We start from the raw sequence: 23,084 nt of genomic DNA on the forward strand, positions 1-23,084 counted from the left end.
TCCATGAGGATGGGTGGGCCGGCCCGGAGGCCGGCCCACCGCGGTCACTTGAGTTCGAAGCCTTGCTCGGTGGCGTACTTCTCGAGCGAGCTCTGCAGATCGTCGAGGGCGGTCGACGGATCCTTGCTCTTGTCGACGACCACCGCTGTGACCTCCTCCTGGAGCTGGTCGTAGGCGTAGTTCTGGAACGGGCTGAAGGTGAACCCGGTGTAGCCGGCGGCGGCCTGGAGGAACACATCCTTGTTGATCTGCTGGCCACCGAAGAACGGGTACTCCAGGTCACGGAAGTAGTCGGACTCCAGGATCGGCTTCCACAGCGGGAAGAGCGCGGCCTTCTCGATGCCGATCTTCCACGCCTCCTCCGTGCCGAAGATCTCCTTCGCCACGACGGCCGCGGCCTCCTTGTCCTTCGCCTGCTCGGTCACGGCGAAGGTGGAGCCGCCCCAGTTCACCTGGACGAGGTTGGCCGCGTCCCACTGCGGGAGCGGAGCCGCGCGCCAGACGGCGCCTTCCTGAGCGCCCTCGAGTCCCTGCAGGTAGCCGGGGCCCCAGGCCGCGGCGAGGTAGATGGCGTACGTGCCGTCGACCAGCTTGGTGTTGTAGTCGGCGGTGAAGGCCTCGTCGACCGCGACCGCGCCGCTGTCGGTCAGCCCCTGCCAGAAGCTCAGCACGTCCTTCGAGGCCTGGTCGTTGACGTCGATGCCGATCTCGAGCGGGTTCGCGCTGTCGTACTCGAAGGGCGTGGAGCCGGCCTGCGCGAAGAGCGCCTGCGTGAACGCGCGGCCGTTCGGCGGGAAGTTCGCCAGGACACCCGGAGCGCCTGCGTCCTTCAGCTTCTGCGCGGCTGCGGCGAACTCGTCCCACGTGGTGGGCGCCGCGATGCCGTACTCGTCGAGGATGTCCTGGCGGTAGAGCATCCCCATCGGGCCGCCGTCGACCGGGATGGCGTAGACGGCGTCGCCCGAGGAGACGTCCTTCCAGGCGCCCTCGGTGTAGTCGTCCTTGACCTCGTCGGCACCGTACTCGGACAGATCGACGAGTGCGTCGCGGATCGCGAAGCTGGAGAGCACCTCGGCCTCGAGCATGATCACGTCGGGGGCCCCGGAGCCGGACTCGATCGAGGTCGAGAACTTGGTGTACTCGTCGTTGCCCTGGCCCGCGTTGGTCCAGCAGATCTGCACGTCGTCGTGGTTCTCGTTGAACAGATCGACGACCTCCTCGAAGGCCGGGTACCAGGCCCACACGCTGACCTGCGTCGCGTCCTTGTTCACGATCTTGTTCGTGCAGGAGTCGCCGCCACCGGCCTGCGCCCCGCCTGAGCAGCCGGTCAATGCGACGGCCGCGACGGCGATGGCACCAGATGCGGCAAGGATCTTCCTCTTCATGCGCTGTGTTCCTCTCGGTGTACGGGACACCCTTGTCTCGGGAAAAGAGGGCTTCGAGCCACGCTTGCGCCGGGTGGCACCTCGTCGGGCCCAAGTCTCTACAACGTTGGAAAGTAAACGTTGTAGACACATTTTGACAACCCGGTACGCGCGTGTCAAGCGCGGAGACGACCTCGTGCCCGCCGGCTCACATCGAGGCCGGCGCGGACTCCCGCTCCAGCACGCGGAACTCCGCCAGCAGCGTGCGCGGCGGAGCCTCCGCCGCGCCGCCGATGCGCTCGAGCAGCGTCGCCACGGCGGTCTTCGCGATCCAGTCGCGGCCCGGATCGACCGTGGTGAGACTGGGGATCGAATACTCCGCCTCGTCGAGACCGTCGAACCCGATCACGGCGACGTCGTCTGGCACGCGCCTCCCCGCCACCTGCAGAACGCGCATGGCGCCGAGGGCGAGTGTGTCGTTCAAGCCGAACACGGCATCGAACTCGACTCCCCTGGCGAGGATCTCCCGCATGGTCTCCGCGCCGTTCGCCCGATGCCACAGAGTCGTGTATCCGACGATCTGATCGTCGTAGGGGATGTCGGCGGCCTCCAGCGCCGCTCGATACCCCTGCAGACGCAAGGCCGCCGAACCGATGAGCTCGCCTTCGTGCGCGCCGACCACCGCGATCCGGCGGCGCCCCGATCGGATGAGGTACTCCGTCGCGGCGCGTGCCGCTTCGACGTTGCGCATCGTCACGTGGTCAGTCGGGCCGTCGAAGATCCTCTCGCCGAGCAGCACCATCGGGTACGGCACGTCGAGAGCCGCTGCGTCCTCCTGCCCCATGCCCAGCGGGCTGAAGATGAGGCCGTCCGTCAGCTTGAGCCGGGGGCTGCGCAGCAGTTCGAACTCCCTGTCGCGGTCACCGCCCGTCTGCTCGACGAGCACCACGACTCCGGCCGCCTCGGCCGCAGCGATGACCTCCGCCGCGAGCTCGGCGAAGTACGCCAGGCTCAGATCGGGTACCGCGAGCGCGATCGCGCCCGTGCGCCCTGATCGCAGGTTCCGGGCCGTCAGGTTCGGCGTGTAGCCGAGCTCTGCGATCGCCGCCTCGACCTTCGCGCGCGTGGCAGGGCGGATGTGCGGGTAGTCGTTGATGACGTTCGACACGGTCTTGATGGAGACGCCGGCGAGCCTCGCAACGTCGTGCAGTGTCGCAGCCATTCGTCTCCCCTCGGCGCATCCAGTCTACAACGTTGCAGGTGATCGCCTACCGCATGCCGAGGTCGCGTCAGGGCGACGCGGTCACTCCCACACGACCGTCGGGGTCTCGGCCGCGAAGTCGACCTTCGGCGTGAGGACCTGGCCGCCGAAGAGCACCTCGAAGGCCGCGGTCTCGCTGCCGTTGGAGGCATCGAGGGTGATGTCGACGCTCCAGTAGTCGTAGGTCGACACGACCGCGCGCTCGCTCACCACCGGCTCCAGGTTCGCCAGCGTCGTCTGGGCCTCGGCGTCGATGGTGCGCGTGACGGTGCCGTCGACGGGCGTGTAGCCGTCTTGCGACATCTCGGTCACGTCCATGCCGCAGGGCGTGTTCAGGCTCTTCATCGCGAGGCATTCGGCGAACGAGGCGTTGACCAGGTCGCGGAACGTCGTCGTGCCCTTCTCGCTGAGCACAGCGCTCACGTCGTACAGCGCCTCGGAGTCGTCGTCGGTCGCGAGCACGAAGGTCGACTCGCCGTCGATCGCGAAGGCGTCGAGGCCCACCGCGAACCGATAGGTGCCGGGGAACACGTACCCGTGATCGGGCACCTCTGCACCGTTGACGGTGAGACCGAGACCCTCGAATCCGTACGGGCTCGAGAACGACACGAGACCGTCGGTGATGTACATGTCGTCGCCGTCCGACGAGCTGTACACGTCGAACGTGCGCGACACCTCCTCGCCGCCGATCGTGAACGAGGCCTCGACGACCGCGTCGCCGTACTCGTTGTCGGACTCCTTCTCGCCGATCGTGATGTCGTCGATGGCGCCGAGCTCGAGTGACGCCTGCAGCACGTCGTCGGTGAGAAGCGCGTCCTCACCGCTCGTCTCGACGTAGGTCAGCGCCTTCTCCGCGTCGCCGTCGGCGAGCGCGGTGAGGTACCCCTCGACGAAATCGGATGCCGAGGCCTGCGCGGGGCGCAGCACGATCGGCACGATGACGGCGGCCGCGATGATGAGCACGACGGCCGCCGCGCCGGCGATGATCCCGATGAGGGCGCCCCTGGACAGACCCTTCTTCGGGGGAAGCGCGGCACCCGCGTACGCTCCGGTCGGCACCTGGCCGGGATGCTGCGGCGCCTGGCCAGGGTACGCGGCGGTCGCGTTCGGATCGACCGGGTACTGCGGAGCCTGGCCCGGGTACTGCGCAGCGGCGTTCGGGTCGACCGGATACTGCGGGTAGGCGTTCGGGTCGACCGGGTACTGCGGAGCCTGGCCCGGGTACTGCGCCGCAGCGTTCGGGTCGACCGGATATTGCGGGTACGCGTTCGGGTCGACCGGATGCTGCGGTGTCTGGGCGTGCGGCGCACCCGGCCAGGGCGACGAAGCGTGATCCGGCGCCGCATACCCCTCGGACGGCCCCGGCTCGGCGGACGGCCCCGGCTCGGCGGACGGCCCCGGCTCGGTCGGCTGCGTGCTGTCGGGCGTCTCGTTCATGACTCGTCTCCTCGCGCGGCGACGGCCGCGGCATCCGTTGGCATCACCGCCCCGCACGGAACGGCCTCTCCGGCGGCGACCGGATCACGATCAGCCCGACCGGGACTTCCGTCAGGGTATCGCTCCCTGTCGTCTCGCAGACGATGAGGGCATGGGGAGTTCTCCCCATGCCCTCATCGGCAGTCGAGGTTCAGCGTGCGACGTGCCGCTCCTCGACGCCGTCGTAGTGCGACAGCGGCCGGATGAGGGCGTTCGCCCCGGCCTGCTCGATCACGTGCGCCGTCCACCCGGTGACGCGCGCGGCCACGAACAGCGGCGTGAACGTGAGCGTGTCGAATCCGATGAGGTTGTACGCAGGACCGGACGGGTAGTCCAGGTTCGGATAGATGCCCTTGCGCGCCACGAACTCCGACTCCAGCGCGTCGTACAGGGCAGCGACGTCGGGGCGGTCGTAGTGCTCCACGAGGGTGTCGAGCGCGGCCTTCATGGTCGGCACGCGCGAGTCGCCGTTCTTGTAGACCCTGTGCCCGAAGCCCATGATCTTGCGTTTCTGCGCGAGCGCCTCGTCGAGCCAGGTGGTGACGTTCGCAGCCTCGCCGATCTCGTCGAAGATATGCAGCACGGCCTCGTTGGCGCCGCCGTGCAGCGGGCCCTTGAGCGCGCCGATCGCCCCGACGACCGCGGAGTACAGATCGCTCAGCGTGGACGTGATGACCCGCGCCGTGAACGTCGACGCGTTGAAGGAGTGCTCCGCGTAGAGGATCATCGAGCGGTTGAACGCGTCGACGACTTTCGGCTCCGGCTCTTCGCCGAACGTCATCCACAGGAAGTTGGCCGAGTAGTCGAGGTCGTCGCGCGGCGCGATCGGCTCCTGCCCGCGGCGGCGTCGCTGACCGTAGGCGACGATCGCCGGCAGGGCGGCGAACAGGCGGATGCTGCGCTCGAGGTTCTGCTCGGGGCTACCGCCGGCGTTCAGCACCGATCCGCCGGCACCGGGGTCGGATGCCCCGATCACGCTGACCGCCGTGCGCACCTCGTCCATCGGATGCGCCTCGACCGGGATGAGGTCGATCGCGGCCTTCACGTTGTCGGCCAGGGCCCGGTGCCGGCGCTCAGTGGACCGGAACTCCGCCAGCTGCGCGGCATCCGGCAGTTCGCCGTGCCACAGCAGATAGGCCACCGCTTCGAAGGGCTGCGTGTCGGCCAGCTCCTGCACGGGGTATCCGCGATACAAAAGGCTGTTCGTCTCGGGGTTGACCTTCGAGATCGCCGTCGTATCGACGACGACCCCGGCGAGGCCCTTCTTGATGTCGGGGTCGGTCATGTCACTCCTTCGTGATGGTGAAGTTGAAGACGCCGGAGTCGAAGCGGTTGTAGGACTCGTAGTCGATGAGCTCGTAGAGATCGGCGCGGTGCTGCATCTCGCCGAGCTTCGAGGTCAGGTGCCCCTCGTCGTTCAGCGTATCCAGGGCGCGGCCCGCCGCGCCCATCGCGGTGCGCAGCAGCGACACCGGCCAGATGACCATTCTCACCCCGGCATCGCGCAGCTGGTCCGTGGAGAACAGCTCGCTCTTGCCGAACTCGGTCATGTTGGCGAGGATCGGCACGTCGAGCGCATCCGCCATCGCCTCGAACTCGTCGAGGGTGCGCATCGCCTCGGGGAAGATCGCGTCGGCGCCGGCGTCGACGAGCGCCTTCGCGCGGTCGATCGCCGCGTCGAGCCCCTCGATCGCACGGATGTCGGTGCGCGCCATGAGGAGGAAGTTCTCGTCGCGCCGGGCGTCGGCGGCGGCACGGATGCGCTTGATCGCGGTGTCCTCGTCGACGACGCTCTTGCCGTCGAGGTGGCCGCAGCGCTTGGGGTTGACCTGGTCCTCGATGTGCGTGCCGGCGAGCCCCGCGTCCTCCAGCTCCTGGATCGTGCGGGCGACGTTCATCGGCTCGCCGAAGCCCGTGTCGGCGTCGACGATCGCGGGGAGGTCGGTCATGCGGGCGATCTGCTTGGCCCGCCCGGCCACCTCGGTGAGGGTCGTGAGACCGATGTCGGGCAGGCCGAGATCGGCCGAGAGCACTGCACCGGAGATGTAGACGCCTTCGAAGCCCTTCTGCTCGATGAGCCGCGCGCTCAGCGGATTGAACGCCCCGGGGAACCGCAGCAGCTCGCCGCTCGCGAGACGCTCGCGGAACAGTCGGCGCTTCTCGGCCGGGGTCGTCGTGGAGTACAGCATCAGAACAGCCCCTTCGGCGCCGGAGCGGCCTCGAGCAGACCGGGCTTCGCGACGATCGACAGCTCGCCGACCTCGGATGCCGTGAGCTCGGGAAGCCGCTGCACGAGGTCGAGGAACCGCTCGATCTCGGCCGGCTCCAGCACGGGCTCGGCCAGCAGCCGGAACTTCGCGATGTAGTCCGCGCGGGCGAAGGGGCGGGCGCCGAGCGGATGCGCGTCGGCGACGGCGATCTCGTCGACCACGGTCGAGCCGTCGGTCAGACGGATCTCGACCCGACCGCCGAACGCCTTCTCGTCGGGGTCTTCCGAGTGGTAACGGCGCGTCCACTCGGCATCCTCGGCCGTGGTGATCTTGTGCCACAGCTGCACGGTGTCGGGGCGTGCCGCGCGCTCGGGCGTGTACGAGTCGACGTGGTGCCAGCCGCCGTCTTGCAGTGCCACCGCGAAGATGTACGGGATCGAGTGGTCGAGCGTCTCGCGCGACGCCGACGGGTCGTACTTCTGCGGGTCGTTCGCCCCCGATCCGATCACATAGTGCGTGTGGTGGCTGGTGTGCAGCACGATGCCCTCGATGTTCGCGGGGTCGCGCAGCGCGGGGTTCTCGGTGCCGAGCTTGCGGGCCAGGTCGATCCACGCCTGCGCCTGGTACTCGGCGGAGTGCTCCTTCGTGTACGAGTCGAGGATCGCACGCTTGGGCTCTCCGGATGCCGGCAGCGGCACCTCGTACGCGGCGTCCTTGCCGTCGAGCATCCAGGCGATCACGCCGTCTTCACCCTCGTAGATCGGAGCGGGGCTGGTCTGGCCGCGCATGGCACGGTCGACGGCCTCGACCGCCATCTTGCCGGCGAAGGCGGGGGCGTGCGCCTTCCACGTGGAGATCTCACCCTTGCGGCTCTGCCGGGTCGCGGTCGTGGTGTGCAGGGCCTGGCCGACCGCCTGGTAGATGGTCTCCACGTCGAGGCCGAGCAGGGTTCCGATGCCGGCCGCGGCCGAGGGGCCGAGATGGGCGACGTGGTCGATCTTGTGCTTGTGCAGGCAGATCGCGCGCACGAGGTCCATCTGGATCTCGTAGCCGGTGGCGATGCCGCGCACGAGCGCGCGCCCGTCGGCGCCGACGTGCTGCGCGACGGCGAGGATCGGCGGGATGTTGTCGCCGGGGTGCGAGTACTCCGCGGCGAGGAAAGTGTCGTGGTAGTCGAGCTCGCGCACGGCGACGCCGTTCGCCCATGCCGCCCACTCGGGGCTCGTGCGGCGGTCGAGTGCCGCACCGAACACGGTGGCGCCGGCGCCGCCGGTGGAGACGGGGTGGCTGAACGCCTGTGCGCGAGCCGCGTTGATGGGCCCGCGGGTGAGGGATGCCGCAGCGACGGAGGCGTTGTCGATGATGCGGTTCACGATCATGTCGACCACCGCGGGCTCGACATCGACGGGGTCGGCGGCGACCTCCGCGATCTTCCAGGCTAGCTGGTCCTCGCGGACGAGGTTCTCTTCGCTGCGGTGCACGCGGACGTGGTGGGTGACGGTCATTTCTGTCCTTCGTTCAGGGTCTCGAGGATGCCGGTGAGCGCATTGTGCAGGTGCACGTGCGTGGCGTGGGCGGCGAGGTCGCCGTCGCGGGCGGCGAGGGCCTCGGCGATGGTGCGGTGCTCGGCGGCGGAGGCTGCGAGCCGCGCAGGCTTGTCGCGGGCCATGCGCCGCACGCGCACGAGGTGGGTGCGCACGGTGCGCAGGGCCGAGGCGATGTAGTCGTTGTCGACCGCGGCGTCGAGGGCTGCGTCGAAGCGCGCGATCAGCGCGTAGTAGGCGTCGCGCCCCGCAGCGCGGTCGAGGTCGACGGCGGCGAACTCCGCGGCCAGCTCGGCGAACTCGGCGGCGTCGCCGCGCGCGGCGGCGAGCCGGGCGGAGGTCTCTTCCAGCGCGCGGCGGATCTCGAAGAGGGCGCGGATGTCGTCGGCGTCGAGTCCGGCGACGACCGTCACGCGCGGCGACTGCTGCACCACGAGCCCCTCGGCGGCGAGGCGGCGCAGCGCCTCCCGCAGGGGCGTGCGGCTGATGCCGAGGCGCTCGGCCTGCTCCACCTCGGCCAGCACGAAGCCCGCGGGCAGCGCCCCGGACTGGATGCCGTCGAGCAGGTCCGCGTAGGCGCGCTCGCTCGCCGTGGTGCGCTCAGCGGTGAGGGTCATGCCCTTATTGTATACATAAGCCCGGAATGATGGGATCGACGCCCGCCGTCGGCCTCACCCGGTATACATTCCGGCGTCTCAGCCCGCCTTCTTGCTGTACGGATTCCAGTGCGCGGTGAGCGAGCCGACGATCACGGCGCCGGCCGGCGTGCCCACGGCCACCGGTTCGAGGGTCATCCCCTCCGCGGCGAGGTCGGCGAGCACGGCGGTGCGCAGAGCGACGATACGGTCGCGCTCCTCCGCGCTCAACTCCGCTGCCGCGTCAGACACGATCCGCGCGCCGATCGCGTCGAGCTCGGGCTGCATCTCGGCAACGGCCACATTGATCGCGTTGTCGATGGCGAGGCGCTCAGACGGGCGCATCGCGCGCGCCATCAGCACCAGCACCAGACCCACGAGACCGATCACCGCACCCGCGACGACGACGGGGGTCACCGGCACGACGGGGCGGGACAGGTGGAACGCCGCGGCCACGCAGAGCGTCACCGCGACTCCGATCTGCATCCGGATCGCCGCCCAGTTCAGCGGGCGGAGGCCGGCGACGGCCAGGCCCAGGAGATCCGCGGCAGCCGCCACGCCCACGAGGATCGCGAGGATGCCGGTCGTCTCCGCCGGCTCGGTGCGGAACCCGCTCGCCAGGACCGCGGAGAACGCCCCGAACAGCACGGCGACGAAGAAGACCGGCATCAGCCATCCACCGTGGGGGCTTCGCGCGCCGTACCGCGCGCGCATCCGGGATCGACAGTCCCTCCACGCCTGCTCGGCCGCCTCACGAGCATCCGCCCAGATCTGCAGACCCAGCTCGCGTCGCCCGACCACCTCGAAGGCGAGACGTTCGACCTCCTTGGCGTCGATGTGTGCACGGTTGGACGGCAAGGTCGAGCGCACGCGCGCCACCTGGACCGCGAGCTCATCAGCCACGGGCGTCTCCGGCCTCGACATCGAAGGTGGCGACAACCTGCTCGACGAGAGGCTGCGCCACCGCCGCCACGAGCGGCTGCAGAGGCGAGAGTGCCGCGACGACGCAGCGGCCGCGCACCGCCGCCACGTACACCGTCGACACGGTCTGGGGCAGCGCCACCTGGTCGTCGCCGCCGACCCCCTCCTCGTCGAGCAGCGTGACTCTCCAGCCCGTGACACCGCCGAAGTCGAAAGGCAGCGCCTGCCCCGGCCACGGCGACGGGACCAGCGCCTCCGCCACGCTGATGGCCCCCTCGCCGGTGGACGGCGCGGGCACGCCGTCGAGCGCGACGACGCCGAGCATCGCATACAGCTCGGCGGCGGGGTCGCAGAGCAGCAGCACCGCGCTCAGATCGGAGTCGACGCGCGCACGGAGCGCGAGCGCGGATGCCGTCGCCACGGCCTCCCGCGCGTCCGCTGGCGCCGTCTCGACCTGGCGCTCATACCAGGCAGCGACGTCGGTCGCCTCCGGGACGACCTGCCAGACGCCGGGGTCCGGTCGCAGCACCAGCTCAACCACGCCGCCACCTCACGCTCGCCACGATCGCGTCGCACAGCAGCGACATCGCCCGTTCACCCTCCTCCGGAAGCGCGGAGCCGCCGGCCCCGCGGAGGATCTGCGAGCGAAACATCAGACCGACGGCTGGATGGCCGGGCACCGGAAGCAGATAGCCGCTTCCGGCGATGTCGACCTCTCCGTCCTCGATCCTGCTCTTCTGATCCATCGACCAGCGCAGGATCGTCCCGCCCTCGTCGAGCGGCGCGGCGCCACGATTCGCGATGAGGCCGCCCCCGAGATCCTGCACCGATCCGCCGGCCGGCGCGCGCAGCCACGACGCGACGAGGCTCACGGGAAGGACGTCGTCGGGGTCGACCCCCGCGGGGGCGAACACGCGCACGACGTCGGCGCGCGACGCCTCGGCGCGGGCCGACGCGAGCATCTCCTCGACGCGTGCCCGCATGACGGCGCGGTTCGCCACGGGCATCCGGTCGAGCACCTCGTCCAGGCGCGGGCGCATCGAGGCGAACGAGGAGTCCGTCGCCTCCCAGCCGTCGGGAAGCAGCACGGCGAAGGCCGGCATCCCCGCCCCTGGGCTGATGAGTTCGGCGCGCAAGGACATCTGCGGTCTCCCTGATTCTCCGGTGCGGACGGCGGGTGCGTCGAAGGTCGAGCCTAACGGCTAGCTCGCTTTGCCTGCGAGGTCCTTCAGCGGGCTCATGATCTTCACGAACGCGTCGATCGATCCGCCGATCGCCTCGATCGCGTTCGTGGGGTTGCCGGCGAGCGCTCGCCATCCGGCTCCCCAGCCGCCGACCCGGCCGAAGTCGGACGCGAGGAACCTCGGCGTGTACAGCATCCGCATGAGGTTCTGCGAGTTGAGACCATGGTTCGTGAAGAGGTCGGGGATCCGCCCCCGCAGGAAGTCGTCGAGCTTGCCGCCGTACTGTGCGAAGTCGTCTCCAGCGATGCGGAAGACGGCGGCGACCTTCGGGAAGCGGCCGGGGTTGACGAAGGTGGCGAACTTCGCGAGCTTCCCGAACGGGATGATCCCGATGGCTGCGAGAGCGACGCTCCCCCAGTCCCCACGGCCCGCGGCGAGCTTGGAGATCTCTCCGAGAAGGCTCAGCACGCCGGCGACAGCGGCGAGCACGCCTGCGAGGAGGGCGAGCGGGCCGGTGACGAAGAACGCGACGAACAGGAGGGCGATGCCCACCCAGAGCAGCACCTCGAGCATCGCCTCGACGAACGGCATGGAGTTGTCCCAGAAGCTGTCCGAGACGCCGTCGGCATTGACCTTCTCCAGGCCGCCGCACGCCGTGTCGTAGGCACGCTCCCAGGTCTCCACCGGCGCGTCGTACGAGCCCCAGTAGTACTCCCAGTTCTCGACCGCCGTGTCGAACGCCGCCTGCTCGGCGTCGTCCGACGGCGCGGTCCCGGTCTGCTCCACGTCGTTGCGTTCGTTGCGCTCCCACTCGGCCTTCTCGCTCGACGCGCCGGAGAGGGCGCGCGAGGCGGCACGCACCTCCTCCCAGGTGCGCTCGGCGCCGGCGACGCGCCATCCGGTCTCTCCCTGGGCCGTGCTCAGCGCCGTGCTGTATCGGGCGAGCGCCTCGCCGCTGGGCAGGTAGCGCTTCGCGGCTGTGGCCAGGTCGGCGTGCACCTCATTGGCCTGTTCGCGGATCGCCTCGAACGACTTCCCCTTGCCCACCGTGCCGTCGGCGAACAGCTCGAGGGTGCGCGCCGCGCGCGCCATCTTCTCGCCGATCTCCTCGATCGCATGCGCATGGGCTGCGATCGCGCCGGGCGAGCCGGCGATGGTGCGCACCCGGCGTCGACCGGGGGTGTGCGGCATCTCCTCCTGCGAGTAGATGTACGAGTTCTCGGTCACTTCTCGGGCTCCAGACTCTTCGCGAGTTCGAGATCGGCCTCGCGCCATCCGTCGTGCGCGTCGTCGATGCGCTTCTTCATCTCTTCGAGATCACGGCGCAGCGTCTCCCGCTTGTCGTCCCAGGCCGACTCGAACTCGTCGGCCGCGCGCGCGAGGCGCGAGTCGCCGAGCGGATCATCGATCGCCTCGACCAGCCCGCCCGTGCGTGCACCGGCACCCTTCTCTCCGAACTCTGTCAGGATCTCGCCCAGCGCTTCGCTGAGCTCCTTCATCGAGCGCAGCGGAATGTCCACCCCGTCAGCCATGTCGCCCCCCCTGCCGACGACAGCCTAGGTGGGCGCCGGATCCCTCACGATGGGAACGCGATGGGAAGCACCGCCTTTGCGCGTGATGGGAGTCAGTCCTGTGGTCAGTCGCGCGCCGACACGACCGCGGGCGCGAGCTCGGCATCCACCGGCACCGCCACCGGCTCGCCGAGCTTGACCACGATCACCCCGGCGAGCACGAGCGCCCCGCCGAGCGCCTGCAGCAGGTCCGGCAGCTGGCCGAGCAGCAGCCAGCCGAACAGCAGCGCGGCGACCACCTCGGCGAGCGCGACGAACGACGCGAGGCGCGAGCCCAGCATCCGCGTCGAGGCGATGCCGAGCAGGTACGCGAGCGCGGTGGCGACGAGGCCGATGGCGAGCACGGGCAAGAACCACGGCACGCTGCCGAACCGGTACTCGACGTCGGCCATGTTCCACGCGATCGGGAGGATGCCGACGACCCCGGCGATCGTGAGCCCCAGGGCGCCGAGCAGCAGGCCGCCGCCGGCGAGGGCGATGGGCGGCAGGCCGGTGTCCTGCTTCGCCGACAGCACGAAGTAGGTCGCGGCGCCGACCATCGCGGCGAGCGCCCACGCGATGCCCGCGGCGTTGACGGTGGCTCCGGTGACGATGTCGAGCATGAGCACGAGCCCGGCGAACGCGATCACGGCGCCGAGGATGCTGCGCCCGCTCGGCCGCTCGCCGCGACGGAGCCAGAGCCAGAGGATCACGGCCACGGGGGCGGTGTACTCGACGAGCAGGGCGATGCCGACGTCCATCACCGCGACGGCCTGGAAGTAGCACAGCTGCGTCGCCGTCACGGCCAGCAGACCATAGGCGGCGATCATGCCAGCGTTCTTGCGCAGCATCCCCCACCTGCCGCGCAGCGAGAGGATCGCGGGCACGAGCAGCACGAGCGCCGCGACCCAGACCCGGGCGGTGACGGCGGCGCCGGGGGTCCAGCCCGCATCGATGAGACCTCGGGCCCACGCCCCCGACATGCCGAACGAGAACGCGGCGCCGATCGCCAGCGGCAGACCGAGCCGTACGCCGGCGTCATGGGTCATTGAGCTCATGGCATGTGACGCTACTCGCGCGCACTGTAAGGTGTCAACATGATCTTCACCGATGACACGGAGGACGCCCTGCGCGCGGCCGTCCGGCTCGTCAACACCGCGGAGGATCCCGAGACGATGGCGGACGCCGCCGACGAAGACGCCTTCCTCGCGGAGTTCCCCTACACCGGCCGGCTCGACCGCGACGATGCCGAGCGTGCGGCGCTGCGGGCACTGCGGCCGCAGTTGCGCGCCATGCTGCTCGCCCCGCGCGACGAGATGGCCGAGGCGGTGAACCGCGCGCTCGCCTCGGTCACCGTGACGCCGCGACTCACGCGGCACGGCGACATGGACTGGCACCTGCACGCGATCGCCGACGACAGCCCGCTCGCCGACCGCGTCCTCGTCGAGACCGCCATGGCGCTCGTCGACGTCATCCGCGCCGACGAGGGCTCGCGCATATCGGTCTGCGACGACGACACCTGTCAGGCGCTGGCGCTCGATCTCTCCCGCAACCGCTCCAAGCGCTACTGCTCCACGACGTGCGCGAACCGCAACGCCGTCGCGGCGTACCGAGCCCGCCGTGGCGCAGCCTCGGACCGCTGAGCGGTGACCGAGACTCGTGAGCTCGCTGATGCCGCGGCCTCGGTGCTCCGCTAAGGTCGGGAGCAGATCATGACTCTCCCCTCTCCTTACGACTCTTGGTTCCCCGGCGCCGCGTTCGACGGCAGCTACGGACACACCCTCGAGACGCTGCGCGCGATCGAGCCCGTCCCCGCTTTCGACGGCTTCGCCGATCGCTGGATGCGCTGGCGCGACGAAGCTCGTTCCGTGGCCACCGCGCCCGTCGTGCTGTCGACGTCGGTCCAGGGCGGACGCAACGTCTCGATCATCGAGCATGCCGGCATCGGCGGCGTCCGGCTCCGCTCGTGGTACGCCGAGCCGGTGAACGGCCCCGCGCGCCTTGGCGTGGTGCACGGCCACGGATACGGGGGGCGCGACGCCGTGGAGTTCGACCGCATCCCGGATGATGCCGCGGCCATCTTTCCGCTGGCCCGTGGACTGCAGACCCTGAACGTCGGCATCGGCGCACCCGATACCGCCGCGGAGCACGTGATCACCGGCATCGACGACCCCGAGCGCTACGTCATCGGCCTCAGCGCTCGCGACCTCTGGCTCGCCGCCGACGTGCTGCAGGAACGAGCGGGATCGGTGCCGCTCTACTACTTCGGCGAGAGCTTCGGCGGTGGCGTCGGTGCACTCGCCCTGCCGTGGGACGACCGCTTCTTCGGCGCGACCTTGGGCGTGCCGAGCTTCGGCCAGTACGACGAGCGCCTCCGGGTGCCATGCCTCGGCAGCGGCGAAGCTGTGCGGCGGTACGTGGCGGATCACCCCGAAGCGCGAGAGGTGCTCCGCTGGTTCGACGCCTCGACCGCGCTCGGCTTCACCCGGACCCCCGTGCGGATCGAGGCAGCGCTCTGGGACCAGTACGTTCCGCCCGCGGGTCAGTTCGGCGTCGCGAACGCAGCGCGGACGCCGGAGCTCGCCGTGCTGCCCGCAGGGCACGCCGAGTATCCCGGCATGGATGCGGTCATCGCCGGCATGGTGGCCGACGGCCGCGCTCACCTCGAGCGTTCGTTCGCCGCAGCACACACGCCCGTCGGTGAGGGCGCGTCGCATCACTGAGCCACTGTTCGCTCAGCACCCAAGGGGCCTGCGAGCTCAGAAGCAGGGGCCTGCGAACTCAGAGGCCGATTCTCACCGTCGGCGCGTTCCACGCCCGCACGGACACCCCACCGACGTCGGCGGCGCCCGCCTCGAACCGCACGAACCGCACCTCGCCCGGCTCGAGCCCGAAGGCGTTGTCCTCGAGCCAGCGCCCGGGGGCATACGGGAAACCGTCGATGATGACGACCGGAGCGGGCACCCCACCGGTGTTCGCGATACGCAGCGCTCCGTCGACCAGATCGAGCACGAGCGTCGTCTGCGGCTGCTCGCGAAGCGGAGCAGGGCCCGCCTCCGCATAAGCGGCGAGCGTCTCCGCGGCGGGCAGCGCCTGCAGCTCGTCGAGAGGCAGCGCCTCGAGTTCGCGCACGCGCGCGGACTTCGGATGGGCATTGAACGCGTACCAGGACGAATCCAGCCGCTCGCCCCGGGCGTCGTCCAGCCGCACGCTGAGAACGAGCGGCGCGAGATCGGCGTCGGGCAGATCAGCGACGAGGTCGAAGACGTCGGCGCGGCCGTCGGGCCGCACCGACACCAGGGCCGTCCGCTCAGCGAGCACCCGGAAGCACGCGTCGTACAGGCGCGCTGTGACCACGGCATCCGTCACCTTCTCGACGGTGTCATTCGACACGTGCACGCTCGCAGCGAACCTCTCCCCCGCCCTCCACTCGGTGCGGTCGGCCACCGCGTAGACCGACAGCGGCGCGCCGAACTGCCGGGCGCGGTAGTACGAGAGCTTCGGCCGACCGTAGTAATCGATGACCGCCCACGACGCACCGGGGAACACGTCGCCGACCTTGTAGAACCAGTACGCCGCCGTCTCGACGCCGCTCCGGGCACGCATCCGCTCCGAGGCGAAGCGCAGCGCATCGCCCTGCGCGAGTTGCGAATACTCGATGAAGGTCTTCCAGTCCGTGAGCGGGCCGTAGTCGGCATACCTGGCCTGCTTGACCAGGTCGAAGAGGGAGAACTGCGACTGGTGCTGGAGGATCGCGCCGTGCTCGGCCGGCGGCCACTGCTCCAGGATGGCGGGATCGAGGAACTCGGCCATGCTCTCGATGTCGCACTGACTCGACAGTCCGTACTCGCCGAAGACCACGGGGACGTGGTCCCGGTACGCGTCGACGGGCATTCCCTCGTGATACACACCGTAGAAGTGCTCGCTTCCACCCCACGGGTCGGTGCGGTGGAACACCCGTGAAGGGTCGTACTGGGCGACCCGCTTCCCGATCACGGTCATCAGGTCGTCCGAAGTGATGGACTCGGGATTCTCGTTGCCGCCGCCCCACAGCACGAGCGAAGGATGGTTGCGCAGCCGCCGCACGACGCGGGACACCTGCTCATCGATCGTCGCGAGGTCGGCACCGGTCGAGTCCAGGCCGAACGACAACGGGAACTCCTGAAGCACGAGGATGCCGCGGCGGTCGCATTCCGCATAGAACGCGTCGCTCTCGACCGTCCCGCCACCCCATGCCCGCAGCATCTGCAGGTTCGCGCGCTCGACGAGGTCGAGCAGGTGCAGGTCGATCTCCACGCCGCGGCGCGCCATCGGATCGGTCCAGCACCAGTTCGCTCCCTTGAGGAACAGCGCCCGGCCGTTGATGGTGAACTGCCAGTCGTACACATCAGGCCCGCTGCGGCCGGCCAGCGGCAGCCAGCGGACCGAACGGATGCCGATGGTCGTCGCCGCCGCATCCGTCCGAGTCGACACCTCCACCGTGTACAGGGGCTGGTCGCCGTAGCCGAACGGCCACCACAGCCGCGGCTCGTCGACCGCGAGATCGACATGGTGACGTGAGTGACCGCGACCCTCGATGTGCGCCTCGACGGAGACGACCGCGGCGCCCTCGGGATCCCGCAGGACGATGTTCACGGGCGCCTCCTGCGCCTCCTGCACCTCAGCCCAGCGCATGTCCCATTGCACGCGGAGCGTTGCGCGTTCGGCGCCGGCCTCGAGCGTCTGCACGAACAGATCCTCGACCTCGACCGCCGGTATCACCTCGAGCCGGACGGACCGCCAGATCCCGATGCTGATCAGGTGTCCGTAGTGCCAGCCCCAGCCCGGCGAAGGCTTCATCACGCCATGCCAGTCACGCGGCGGAGGATCGATCCGCACGACGATCTCGTTCTCCGCGTCGAATCTCAGCTGCCGAGTCACCTCGACGTCCGGACCGCCGTACATACCGGTATGACGCGCGATCGGCTCCCCGTTCAGGAAGACGGCCGCCGCGTAGTCGATGCCGTCGAAAGCGAGCCGCACCCGCTCGTCCCGCCATTCGGCGGGAACTCGGAATCGGCGGGCGTACCACCACTCCTGCTCCTCGACCCGTGTTCGCCGGAAGAACCACGGCCGCTCGACAGGCGTGCCGTGCTCGACGAGCTCCCGGTAGGTGTTGTCCTGGAGGAGCGGATCGGGCATCGCCCCCGCGGCGACGAGCGCCCCCTGGACGGTGCCGGGGACGCTCGCCACGATCCACTCGGAGCGGTCGGTGTCCTCGCGATGCCACCCGACCGGCTGGCGCCTGACCCGCTCGGATCGGTCGTCGGTCCAGCGCTCGAGAGAGAACTCCCGCGCCGGTGCCGCGCCCCGCATCAGCCAGTCTCCGTCGAGGTCGAGCCACCGGGGGACGACACGGGACGTCGGAGCGGGAGCCGCCTCGACGGAGGCGGGCGTCGACACCACGGCTGCATCCATCTCGACGGCACGATCGCCCCAGAGCGGCGACGCGAGCATTCGAGCGCGTTCGACCCGCTCGAGCGAGGACCGCGACGGCTCCGAAGACATCGTCTACTTCACCGCGCCCGCATACAGGCCGCTGACGAAGTACCGCTGCGCGAAGATGAACAGCAGGAGGATCGGCAGGCTCATGATGAGCACCGCGGCCATGATGTTGCCCCAGTCCGCCAGGTACTGCGCTTTGAAGTAGAGCACACCGGTGGTGAGCGTGCGTTTGCTCGGATCGGTGAGGAACAGCTGCGGCACCAGGTAGTCGTTCCAGACGCCCACGCCCTGCAGCACCCAGAAGGTCGCGACCGACGGGCGGGCCAGCGGGAAGAAGATGCGCCAGAACAGCTGGAAGTATCCTGCGCCGTCGATGATGGCTGCTTCGACGATCTCCTTCGGCACCTGCTTCATGAATGCGGCCATGAGGAACACGCCGAACGGGATGGCGCCGGCGATGTAGATGAGGATCACGCCGATGTAGTTGTTGATCAGGCCGAGATCGCGCACCACTCGGAACTGCGGCACCAGCGCGAGCTGCAGCGGCAGGAAGATGCCGGCCGCGATCAGCAGGTAGATGCCCGATCCGATCTTCGTGGCCTGCCGCACGATCGCGTAGGCGGCGAGCGCGGCGATGAAGGTCGCGAGGGTCATGCTGACCACGGTCAGCATGATCGAGTTCGCGAACAGGTTGGTGAATCCGGCCTGCTGCCACGAGGTGACGAAGTTGTCGAACGTGGGAGCGATCGGGAGCCCCGTGGGGTTGGTGAGCACCTCGAGGTTCGGCTTGAACGCCGTGATGACGATGATCACGATGGGATACACCATCAGGATGCTGAGCACGATCAGCAGCACGTTCACGGGAACGCGGCGCAGCATCCGCATCGCGGGACGACGGTTCATCGGCTCTCCTCTTCTTCGGCGATGCGGTTGTTGAGTCGGTTCTGCAGGGCGGCGATGCCGATCAGGAGGATGATCACCAGCACCGCCATGGCGGATGCATAGCCGAAGTTGTTGTTGACCAGCCCCTCCTGGAACACCTCTGTCATATAGAGCTGAGTGGAGTTGCCCGGACCGCCCTTGGTCATGAGGTACACGGTGTCGAAGGCCCTCAGCGCGCCGTTCACGGCGAGCACCAGGACGAGCCCGATCGACGGGATCATGAGCGGCAGGGTGATGTAGCGCAGAGACTTCCACCCGCGCGCGCCGTCGACCTTCGCCGCTTCCAGGACCTCGGAGGGGATCGTGGACAGACCCGCGAGGAAGATCACGATGTTGAATCCGAGGCCGCTCCACATGTCGACGAGGATCACGCTGTACAGCGCCAGGTCGTAGTTGCCGAGCCAGTCCTGGGCGAGAGCGCCGAGACCGATGCTCCGCAGGATGGTGTTGAAGGTGCCCGACGTGGGGTCGTACATGAAGCTCCACGTGAAGACGATCGCGACCGGTGAGATCACCATCGGCGCGAAGAACACCGCACGGTAGATGTTGCCGAGCCGCAGCTGGCGGTGCAGCAGCACAGCGATGAGGAACGCGATGACGGTCTGGACCACGATCTTGAAGAACGCGTAGATGGCCGTGTTCCCGACCGCTCGCATGAGATCGGGGTCTCCGGAGAAGATGCGCACGAAGTTCTCCAGGCCGACGAACTCCCAGGGGCGGTTGAAGCCCTTCGCGTCCGTGAGGCTCGCGACGATGACCTGGATCATCGGGTAGATCGTGAAGACCCCGTAGAGCACGAGCGCCGGCGCGATCGCGACCCAGAACTTGCCGGTCGGCGTCTGTCCCGTCCACAGGCGATCGACCAGAGTCCGAGAGGGTCGCGCCGCCGTGATCGTGACGGGACGCTCATCGATGAGTGCGCTCACGCCGCTTCCCCTCCATCGCACGTTCGGTGAGTCATGGGATTCCTATCGTCCTTGAGTCGGTATGTAGCGATACTACATGAATGTGACCTCAGCGTCGATCTCGAGCGCGTTCGCGCCCAGAGCAGCGTCCCCTGCGGCCGATGTCGCTAGTGCGGCTACCCGATGATCGCGGCGCAGCGTGCGCCGAGACGCACCGTGCCGGCGAACTCCTCGATCACCTCGTCATCGGGACGGCTGATCACCGCACCCGGCGGGATGTCGTCGACACGCACTTCTGCATCTCCGTCGCCCTGATTCGCGACGACGACGCACGCGGCCCCGTCGGTTGCGCGCCAGCGGGTCACATGAATGCCGTCTGGCAGCCCGTCGGCGGCCCCGGAGCGCACGTCCACGAGCTCGCCGCGCCACAGCCGATCTGCGAACTTCGCCCGCAGCGCGTCCATCCGTACGCCGTAGCTCACCGTATCGGGCATGTCTCGCGGCCTGCCCTTGAAGTTGAAGGGCTCGAAGCTGAGCCCGTACCCGAACAGCAGCGCCTGGTTCACCATCGACCGGTCGTCGAAGCCGGTCAGGGCCGTGACGATCGGTGCTCCTGGGCGCAGCATCCGCCCCACCGGCCGGTGCGACGGGGAAGCGCTTCGGAAGTAGGAGACGTCGTAGTGCTCGAACTGGGCGTCGAACGCGCCTTCGGCGGCGATCACGAAGCCCTCCGCCCGGTCGCCCAGGCGGCGGCGCACGTCGTCGATGAACTCGCCGTCCCAGCGGAAGGTGCTTTCACCGATCGCATGCCCGTGGTCGGCGGCGAAGCAGAGCAGCGAGCGCCCGTGATACAGCGACTCGTCGGCGAGCACCCCGTCGGCGCCGAGATCGGCCATGCCCGCGATCTCCGCTGCGAAGCGTTCGCGGATCCATCGCACGCCGAAGCACACGGGGACGTACCAGGGCGTGCTGATGCCGTACCTCTTGCGAGCGGAGTGGTAGACGGGGCCGGGTTGGGCGTACGGCTGACCGTTGGCGTCGAGCGCCACGGCGCCCGAGAACTCGTCCCAGTGCGGTCCCGGCTTCTCGACCCAGACGTACTTCACGTACAGCACCGTCTTGACGTCGAGCTCCGCGGCGCGCTCGAGGGCACGCCGCAGCGCGGGAGCGCCGCCGAGCTTCTCCGAGACGCGGTGCACGGGGACGAGGCCGTCTTGTCCGCCGTCGTTCCAGCCGACGATCTGGATCGCGCCGATACCGGCATCCGCGCATTCCTCGATGATGTCGATCAGGTCGGCGAAGTCGTACCGGGGCTCGCCCTCGGTCGACATGAGCTGCACCTGGAGCCAGGATCTCGGCTCGTCCAGCCACGACGCCCTCGACCGGCGCGTCGGGCCTTGCGTGCGTCTGTAGGCGGCCATGCCGTCGGTCCATTCCCCCGAATACGGAGCGATCGTCATGTCGGGCAGCGTCACGTCGGCACCCGCACCCGGCGGGAAGTGGATCGCGTCCAGGGTCACGGCCCCCTCGTCTCCCGCGGTCCGCGCCATGCTGTCGGCGAAACCGGGCTCGAGCGAGGCCCGCCAGCCGATGAAATCCAGTGTCGGAGCGCTCGGCAGAACCGTGAGACCACCCGAGTCGGCGGCGAGCACGATGAACGGGGACGTGGGGTTGCCGACCAGTTCGGGGCGCAGGTTGCCGCTGGCGTAGTCGGGGAACGTCGTGCCCCAGTACGGGGCGTTGCTGTCGAAGGCCGGCAGCAGCGGAATGCGCGTGCCGGTCGAGTAGTCGACGCCGCGCAGATCCAGCCGTTCGGAATCTTCGGGACGGATGCCGCGCAGCGACGGGAAGCGCACGGCCTCCACACCGCCGTCGTCGAGGTGCAGGGAGAGCCCGAGGCGCAGCGCGGAGCGTTCGACGGTGGCCCTCACCTCGATCCAGCCGGTCAGCCTCTCGCCCGTCGAGGTCACCGGGTCGGTCCACCGCAGCACGGCCGATGCGCCGCCGCGCTCTACCGCGGCGGTGTCCAGCTGCTGCCGATCGGTCTCGATCACGACCGTGCGGTCACCGCCGCGGGGGATCTCGATCACGAAGAGCGAGCCCTCGACATCCGGGCGGATCCACTCCACGCCCCGAGCGTCCCGCAGACCCTGCACCGCACCGGTGACCGGGTCGAAGGAGACCGTGGTGTGCGCATCGCCGATGACGACGGGTGGTGCAGCCGCGGCATCGACTCGGCGGGGCCTGCGCTGTGGTGCGCCGGTCACTGCGCCGCCTCGCGCACAGCGACGAGCGCCTCGTCCATCCGCGCGATCACGTCATCGACCGACTCGCGTCCGGCGATGAGGTTCTGCATCCCGACGAGGAGCGACTCCTGCAGCTGTGGATCCGCGGGGAGCACGACGGGGCGGAAGGTCTTGCCCTCCCAGGCGGCCTGCATGTCCGGGTACAGCGGATCGGCCTCGGCCACGTCGATGCCGGACTTCGTGGGGAACGCCTTGACCCCGTCGAGGAACTCGGCGTAGACGTCGTCCTGGAAGAAGAACTCGATGAAGCTCTCGGCCGCCTCCACCTTGTCGTTGCCCGGGTTGATGCCCCAGGCGACCAGATAGCTGCCCCACATGTCGGGGACGGCCTCGTCGACCGTGGGGAAGTTCATGTATCCGGCGTCGATGTCAGCGCCCCGCGCCTCGGAGAGCACCCAGGTCGCCGGGAACATCGCAGCCTTGCCGGTGAGGAAGGCCGTCTTCGCTGACGACTGGTTCGTGCCGAGCGGATCGGGCATGTAGAACGGCACCAGGTCCTCCACGACCTGCAGCGCCTCGGCGTATCCGGGGGTCTCGGCGAAGGTCGTCTCGCCCGCCAGCAGGTCCTCGACGATGTCGGGATCGGTCGGGAAGACATGCTGCGCCATGGCGTAGTACGCGATGAACTGCGGCCACCAGCTGTCCTGCGCGCTCATGGCGAGCGGCGTGGTCCCAGCGGCCTTGAGCCGCTCGCATACGGACAGGAACTCTGCATAGGTGTTCGGAACCTCGTCGATGCCGGCCTGCGCGAAAAGCTCGCGGTTGTAGATGATGCCGTTGCCCGACTGCGAGATGGGCACGTAGTAGGCCGTAGAGCCGTCGCCCCCGCGGTGCGCCTCCTGGGCCGCCGCGTCGTCGAGCTCGGCGAGGAAGGGCATCTCCGAGAGGTCGGCTGCGAAGCCGTCGCGCACGAAGTCGGTGAGGTTCTTCGGGTCGAAGCCGTAGACATCCGGGCCCGCACCGCCGGAGAGTCGCGTCTTGAGCACGTTGTCGTAGTCGTTGGTGTTGACGAACTCGGCGTTGATCGTGATGTCGGGATGGGCATCCTCGAAGGCCTCGATCACTCCCTCGTAGGCCTTCTGAGAATCGCCTCCGTCTCCCCACATCAGAAAGCTGAGCTCGGTCGCGCCGGAGTCGGCGGCGCCAGAGCATCCCGTGAGCCCGCCGATGCTGAGCCCCGCGACGGCTGCGACGGCCGCGATCCTCGACTGCCACTTCATGTCGTTCGGTCCTTCCTCGCGCGGATCCCGCGCAGACGCGACAGGGCGGGCCTCACGTGTCGTGCGGCCCGCCCCGTGCTGC

General features: G+C 69.2%; 20 protein-coding genes. 2 read left to right on the forward strand and 18 right to left on the reverse strand.

Annotated features, from left to right (window positions below; all coding sequences use genetic code 11):
- Positions 1-44 precede the first annotated feature (44 nt).
- From AB663_RS02055 to AB663_RS02115, 13 genes are all read right to left on the reverse strand, one after another.
- Positions 45-1,385 (reverse strand): ABC transporter substrate-binding protein, encoded by a 1,341-nt coding sequence (locus tag AB663_RS02055; protein ID WP_067195219.1) that lies wholly within the window; start codon positions 1,383-1,385, stop codon positions 45-47.
- A 187-nt stretch (positions 1,386-1,572) separates the two neighbouring features.
- Positions 1,573-2,586: a LacI family DNA-binding transcriptional regulator gene (locus AB663_RS02060; protein ID WP_067195222.1), complete on the reverse strand. Its 1,014-nt coding sequence runs from the start codon at positions 2,584-2,586 to the stop codon at positions 1,573-1,575.
- Positions 2,587-2,667: 81 nt separating this feature from the next.
- Positions 2,668-4,062, reverse strand: coding sequence for a hypothetical protein (locus AB663_RS02065; protein ID WP_067195227.1), 1,395 nt, complete (start codon positions 4,060-4,062; stop codon positions 2,668-2,670).
- 190 nt (positions 4,063-4,252) lie between these two features.
- A complete protein-coding gene (locus AB663_RS02070; protein ID WP_067195231.1) occupies positions 4,253-5,386 on the reverse strand; it encodes a bifunctional 2-methylcitrate synthase/citrate synthase in 1,134 nt (377 codons plus the stop codon).
- A 1-nt stretch (position 5,387) separates the two neighbouring features.
- Positions 5,388-6,290 (reverse strand): methylisocitrate lyase, encoded by a 903-nt coding sequence (prpB, locus tag AB663_RS02075; RefSeq protein WP_067195234.1) that lies wholly within the window; start codon positions 6,288-6,290, stop codon positions 5,388-5,390.
- Positions 6,290-7,816: an MmgE/PrpD family protein gene (locus AB663_RS02080; RefSeq protein ID WP_067195238.1), complete on the reverse strand. Its 1,527-nt coding sequence runs from the start codon at positions 7,814-7,816 to the stop codon at positions 6,290-6,292. Before AB663_RS02080 ends, prpB begins: the two co-directional genes overlap by 1 nt.
- A complete protein-coding gene (locus tag AB663_RS02085) occupies positions 7,813-8,472 on the reverse strand; it encodes a GntR family transcriptional regulator (RefSeq protein WP_067195242.1) in 660 nt (219 codons plus the stop codon). Before AB663_RS02085 ends, AB663_RS02080 begins: the two co-directional genes overlap by 4 nt.
- 78 nt (positions 8,473-8,550) lie before the next feature.
- Positions 8,551-9,393 (reverse strand): hypothetical protein, encoded by an 843-nt coding sequence (locus AB663_RS02090; protein WP_067195245.1) that lies wholly within the window; start codon positions 9,391-9,393, stop codon positions 8,551-8,553.
- On the reverse strand, positions 9,386-9,952 hold the full coding sequence (locus AB663_RS02095; protein ID WP_067195249.1) for a hypothetical protein: 567 nt from the start codon (positions 9,950-9,952) through the stop codon (positions 9,386-9,388). The genes AB663_RS02090 and AB663_RS02095 overlap by 8 nt, the downstream gene beginning before the upstream one ends.
- Positions 9,945-10,553 (reverse strand): hypothetical protein, encoded by a 609-nt coding sequence (locus AB663_RS02100; RefSeq protein ID WP_067195252.1) that lies wholly within the window; start codon positions 10,551-10,553, stop codon positions 9,945-9,947. The genes AB663_RS02095 and AB663_RS02100 overlap by 8 nt, the downstream gene beginning before the upstream one ends.
- A 60-nt stretch (positions 10,554-10,613) precedes the next feature.
- Positions 10,614-11,822, reverse strand: coding sequence for a hypothetical protein (locus AB663_RS02105; protein ID WP_067195255.1), 1,209 nt, complete (start codon positions 11,820-11,822; stop codon positions 10,614-10,616).
- Positions 11,819-12,127, reverse strand: coding sequence for a hypothetical protein (locus AB663_RS02110; RefSeq protein WP_157540825.1), 309 nt, complete (start codon positions 12,125-12,127; stop codon positions 11,819-11,821). The genes AB663_RS02105 and AB663_RS02110 overlap by 4 nt, the downstream gene beginning before the upstream one ends.
- Positions 12,128-12,231: 104 nt before the next feature.
- Positions 12,232-13,203 carry an EamA family transporter gene (locus tag AB663_RS02115; RefSeq protein WP_067195261.1) on the reverse strand — a complete coding sequence of 324 codons (972 nt, stop codon included), beginning with the start codon at positions 13,201-13,203 and terminating at the stop codon, positions 12,232-12,234.
- Positions 13,204-13,242: 39 nt separating this feature from the next.
- Here AB663_RS02115 and AB663_RS02120 point away from each other — a divergent pair, with 39 nt between their 5' ends.
- Complete coding sequence (locus AB663_RS02120; RefSeq protein ID WP_067195264.1) at positions 13,243-13,788, forward strand: CGNR zinc finger domain-containing protein; 546 nt, start codon at positions 13,243-13,245, stop codon at positions 13,786-13,788.
- A gap of 69 nt (positions 13,789-13,857) precedes the next feature.
- On the forward strand, positions 13,858-14,868 hold the full coding sequence (locus AB663_RS02125) for an acetylxylan esterase (RefSeq protein ID WP_067195267.1): 1,011 nt from the start codon (positions 13,858-13,860) through the stop codon (positions 14,866-14,868).
- Between the two features lie 58 nt (positions 14,869-14,926).
- Here AB663_RS02125 and AB663_RS02130 read toward each other — a convergent pair whose 3' ends face one another.
- From AB663_RS02130 to AB663_RS02150, 5 genes are all read right to left on the reverse strand, one after another.
- Positions 14,927-17,641 carry a glycoside hydrolase family 2 protein gene (locus tag AB663_RS02130; RefSeq protein ID WP_067195269.1) on the reverse strand — a complete coding sequence of 905 codons (2,715 nt, stop codon included), beginning with the start codon at positions 17,639-17,641 and terminating at the stop codon, positions 14,927-14,929.
- Between the two features lie 54 nt (positions 17,642-17,695).
- Positions 17,696-18,532 (reverse strand): carbohydrate ABC transporter permease, encoded by an 837-nt coding sequence (locus AB663_RS02135; RefSeq protein WP_067195272.1) that lies wholly within the window; start codon positions 18,530-18,532, stop codon positions 17,696-17,698.
- Entirely contained in the window at positions 18,529-19,497 is a 969-nt protein-coding gene (locus AB663_RS02140; protein ID WP_067195275.1) for a carbohydrate ABC transporter permease, read from the reverse strand. The genes AB663_RS02135 and AB663_RS02140 overlap by 4 nt, the downstream gene beginning before the upstream one ends.
- Positions 19,498-19,652: 155 nt before the next feature.
- A complete protein-coding gene (locus AB663_RS02145) occupies positions 19,653-21,743 on the reverse strand; it encodes a hypothetical protein (protein ID WP_067195278.1) in 2,091 nt (696 codons plus the stop codon).
- Positions 21,740-23,002, reverse strand: coding sequence for an ABC transporter substrate-binding protein (locus AB663_RS02150; protein ID WP_083511310.1), 1,263 nt, complete (start codon positions 23,000-23,002; stop codon positions 21,740-21,742). Before AB663_RS02150 ends, AB663_RS02145 begins: the two co-directional genes overlap by 4 nt.
- Positions 23,003-23,084 lie beyond the last annotated feature (82 nt).

The organism is Microbacterium sp. XT11 (assembly GCF_001513675.1).
Classification (GTDB): Bacteria; Actinomycetota; Actinomycetes; order Actinomycetales; family Microbacteriaceae; genus Microbacterium.

What these genes read in the sequence shown, in the direction of transcription:
- AB663_RS02055 (WP_067195219.1), bottom strand. Translation starts at nt 1,385, where the DNA reads ATGAAGAGGAAGATCCTTGCCGCATCTGGTGCCATCGCCGTCGCGGCC.
- AB663_RS02115 (WP_067195261.1), bottom strand. Translation starts at nt 13,203, where the DNA reads ATGAGCTCAATGACCCATGACGCCGGCGTACGGCTCGGTCTGCCGCTG.
- AB663_RS02130 (WP_067195269.1), bottom strand. Translation starts at nt 17,641, where the DNA reads ATGCTCGCGTCGCCGCTCTGGGGCGATCGTGCCGTCGAGATGGATGCA.
- AB663_RS02120 (WP_067195264.1), top strand. Translation starts at nt 13,243, where the DNA reads ATGATCTTCACCGATGACACGGAGGACGCCCTGCGCGCGGCCGTCCGG.
- prpB (WP_067195234.1), bottom strand. Translation starts at nt 6,290, where the DNA reads ATGCTGTACTCCACGACGACCCCGGCCGAGAAGCGCCGACTGTTCCGC.
- AB663_RS02080 (WP_067195238.1), bottom strand. Translation starts at nt 7,816, where the DNA reads ATGACCGTCACCCACCACGTCCGCGTGCACCGCAGCGAAGAGAACCTC.
- AB663_RS02100 (WP_067195252.1), bottom strand. Translation starts at nt 10,553, where the DNA reads ATGTCCTTGCGCGCCGAACTCATCAGCCCAGGGGCGGGGATGCCGGCC.
- AB663_RS02135 (WP_067195272.1), bottom strand. Translation starts at nt 18,532, where the DNA reads ATGAACCGTCGTCCCGCGATGCGGATGCTGCGCCGCGTTCCCGTGAAC.
- AB663_RS02070 (WP_067195231.1), bottom strand. Translation starts at nt 5,386, where the DNA reads ATGACCGACCCCGACATCAAGAAGGGCCTCGCCGGGGTCGTCGTCGAT.
- AB663_RS02065 (WP_067195227.1), bottom strand. Translation starts at nt 4,062, where the DNA reads ATGAACGAGACGCCCGACAGCACGCAGCCGACCGAGCCGGGGCCGTCC.
- AB663_RS02060 (WP_067195222.1), bottom strand. Translation starts at nt 2,586, where the DNA reads ATGGCTGCGACACTGCACGACGTTGCGAGGCTCGCCGGCGTCTCCATC.
- AB663_RS02085 (WP_067195242.1), bottom strand. Translation starts at nt 8,472, where the DNA reads ATGACCCTCACCGCTGAGCGCACCACGGCGAGCGAGCGCGCCTACGCG.
- AB663_RS02125 (WP_067195267.1), top strand. Translation starts at nt 13,858, where the DNA reads ATGACTCTCCCCTCTCCTTACGACTCTTGGTTCCCCGGCGCCGCGTTC.
- AB663_RS02110 (WP_157540825.1), bottom strand. Translation starts at nt 12,127, where the DNA reads ATGGCTGACGGGGTGGACATTCCGCTGCGCTCGATGAAGGAGCTCAGC.
- AB663_RS02150 (WP_083511310.1), bottom strand. Translation starts at nt 23,002, where the DNA reads ATGAAGTGGCAGTCGAGGATCGCGGCCGTCGCAGCCGTCGCGGGGCTC.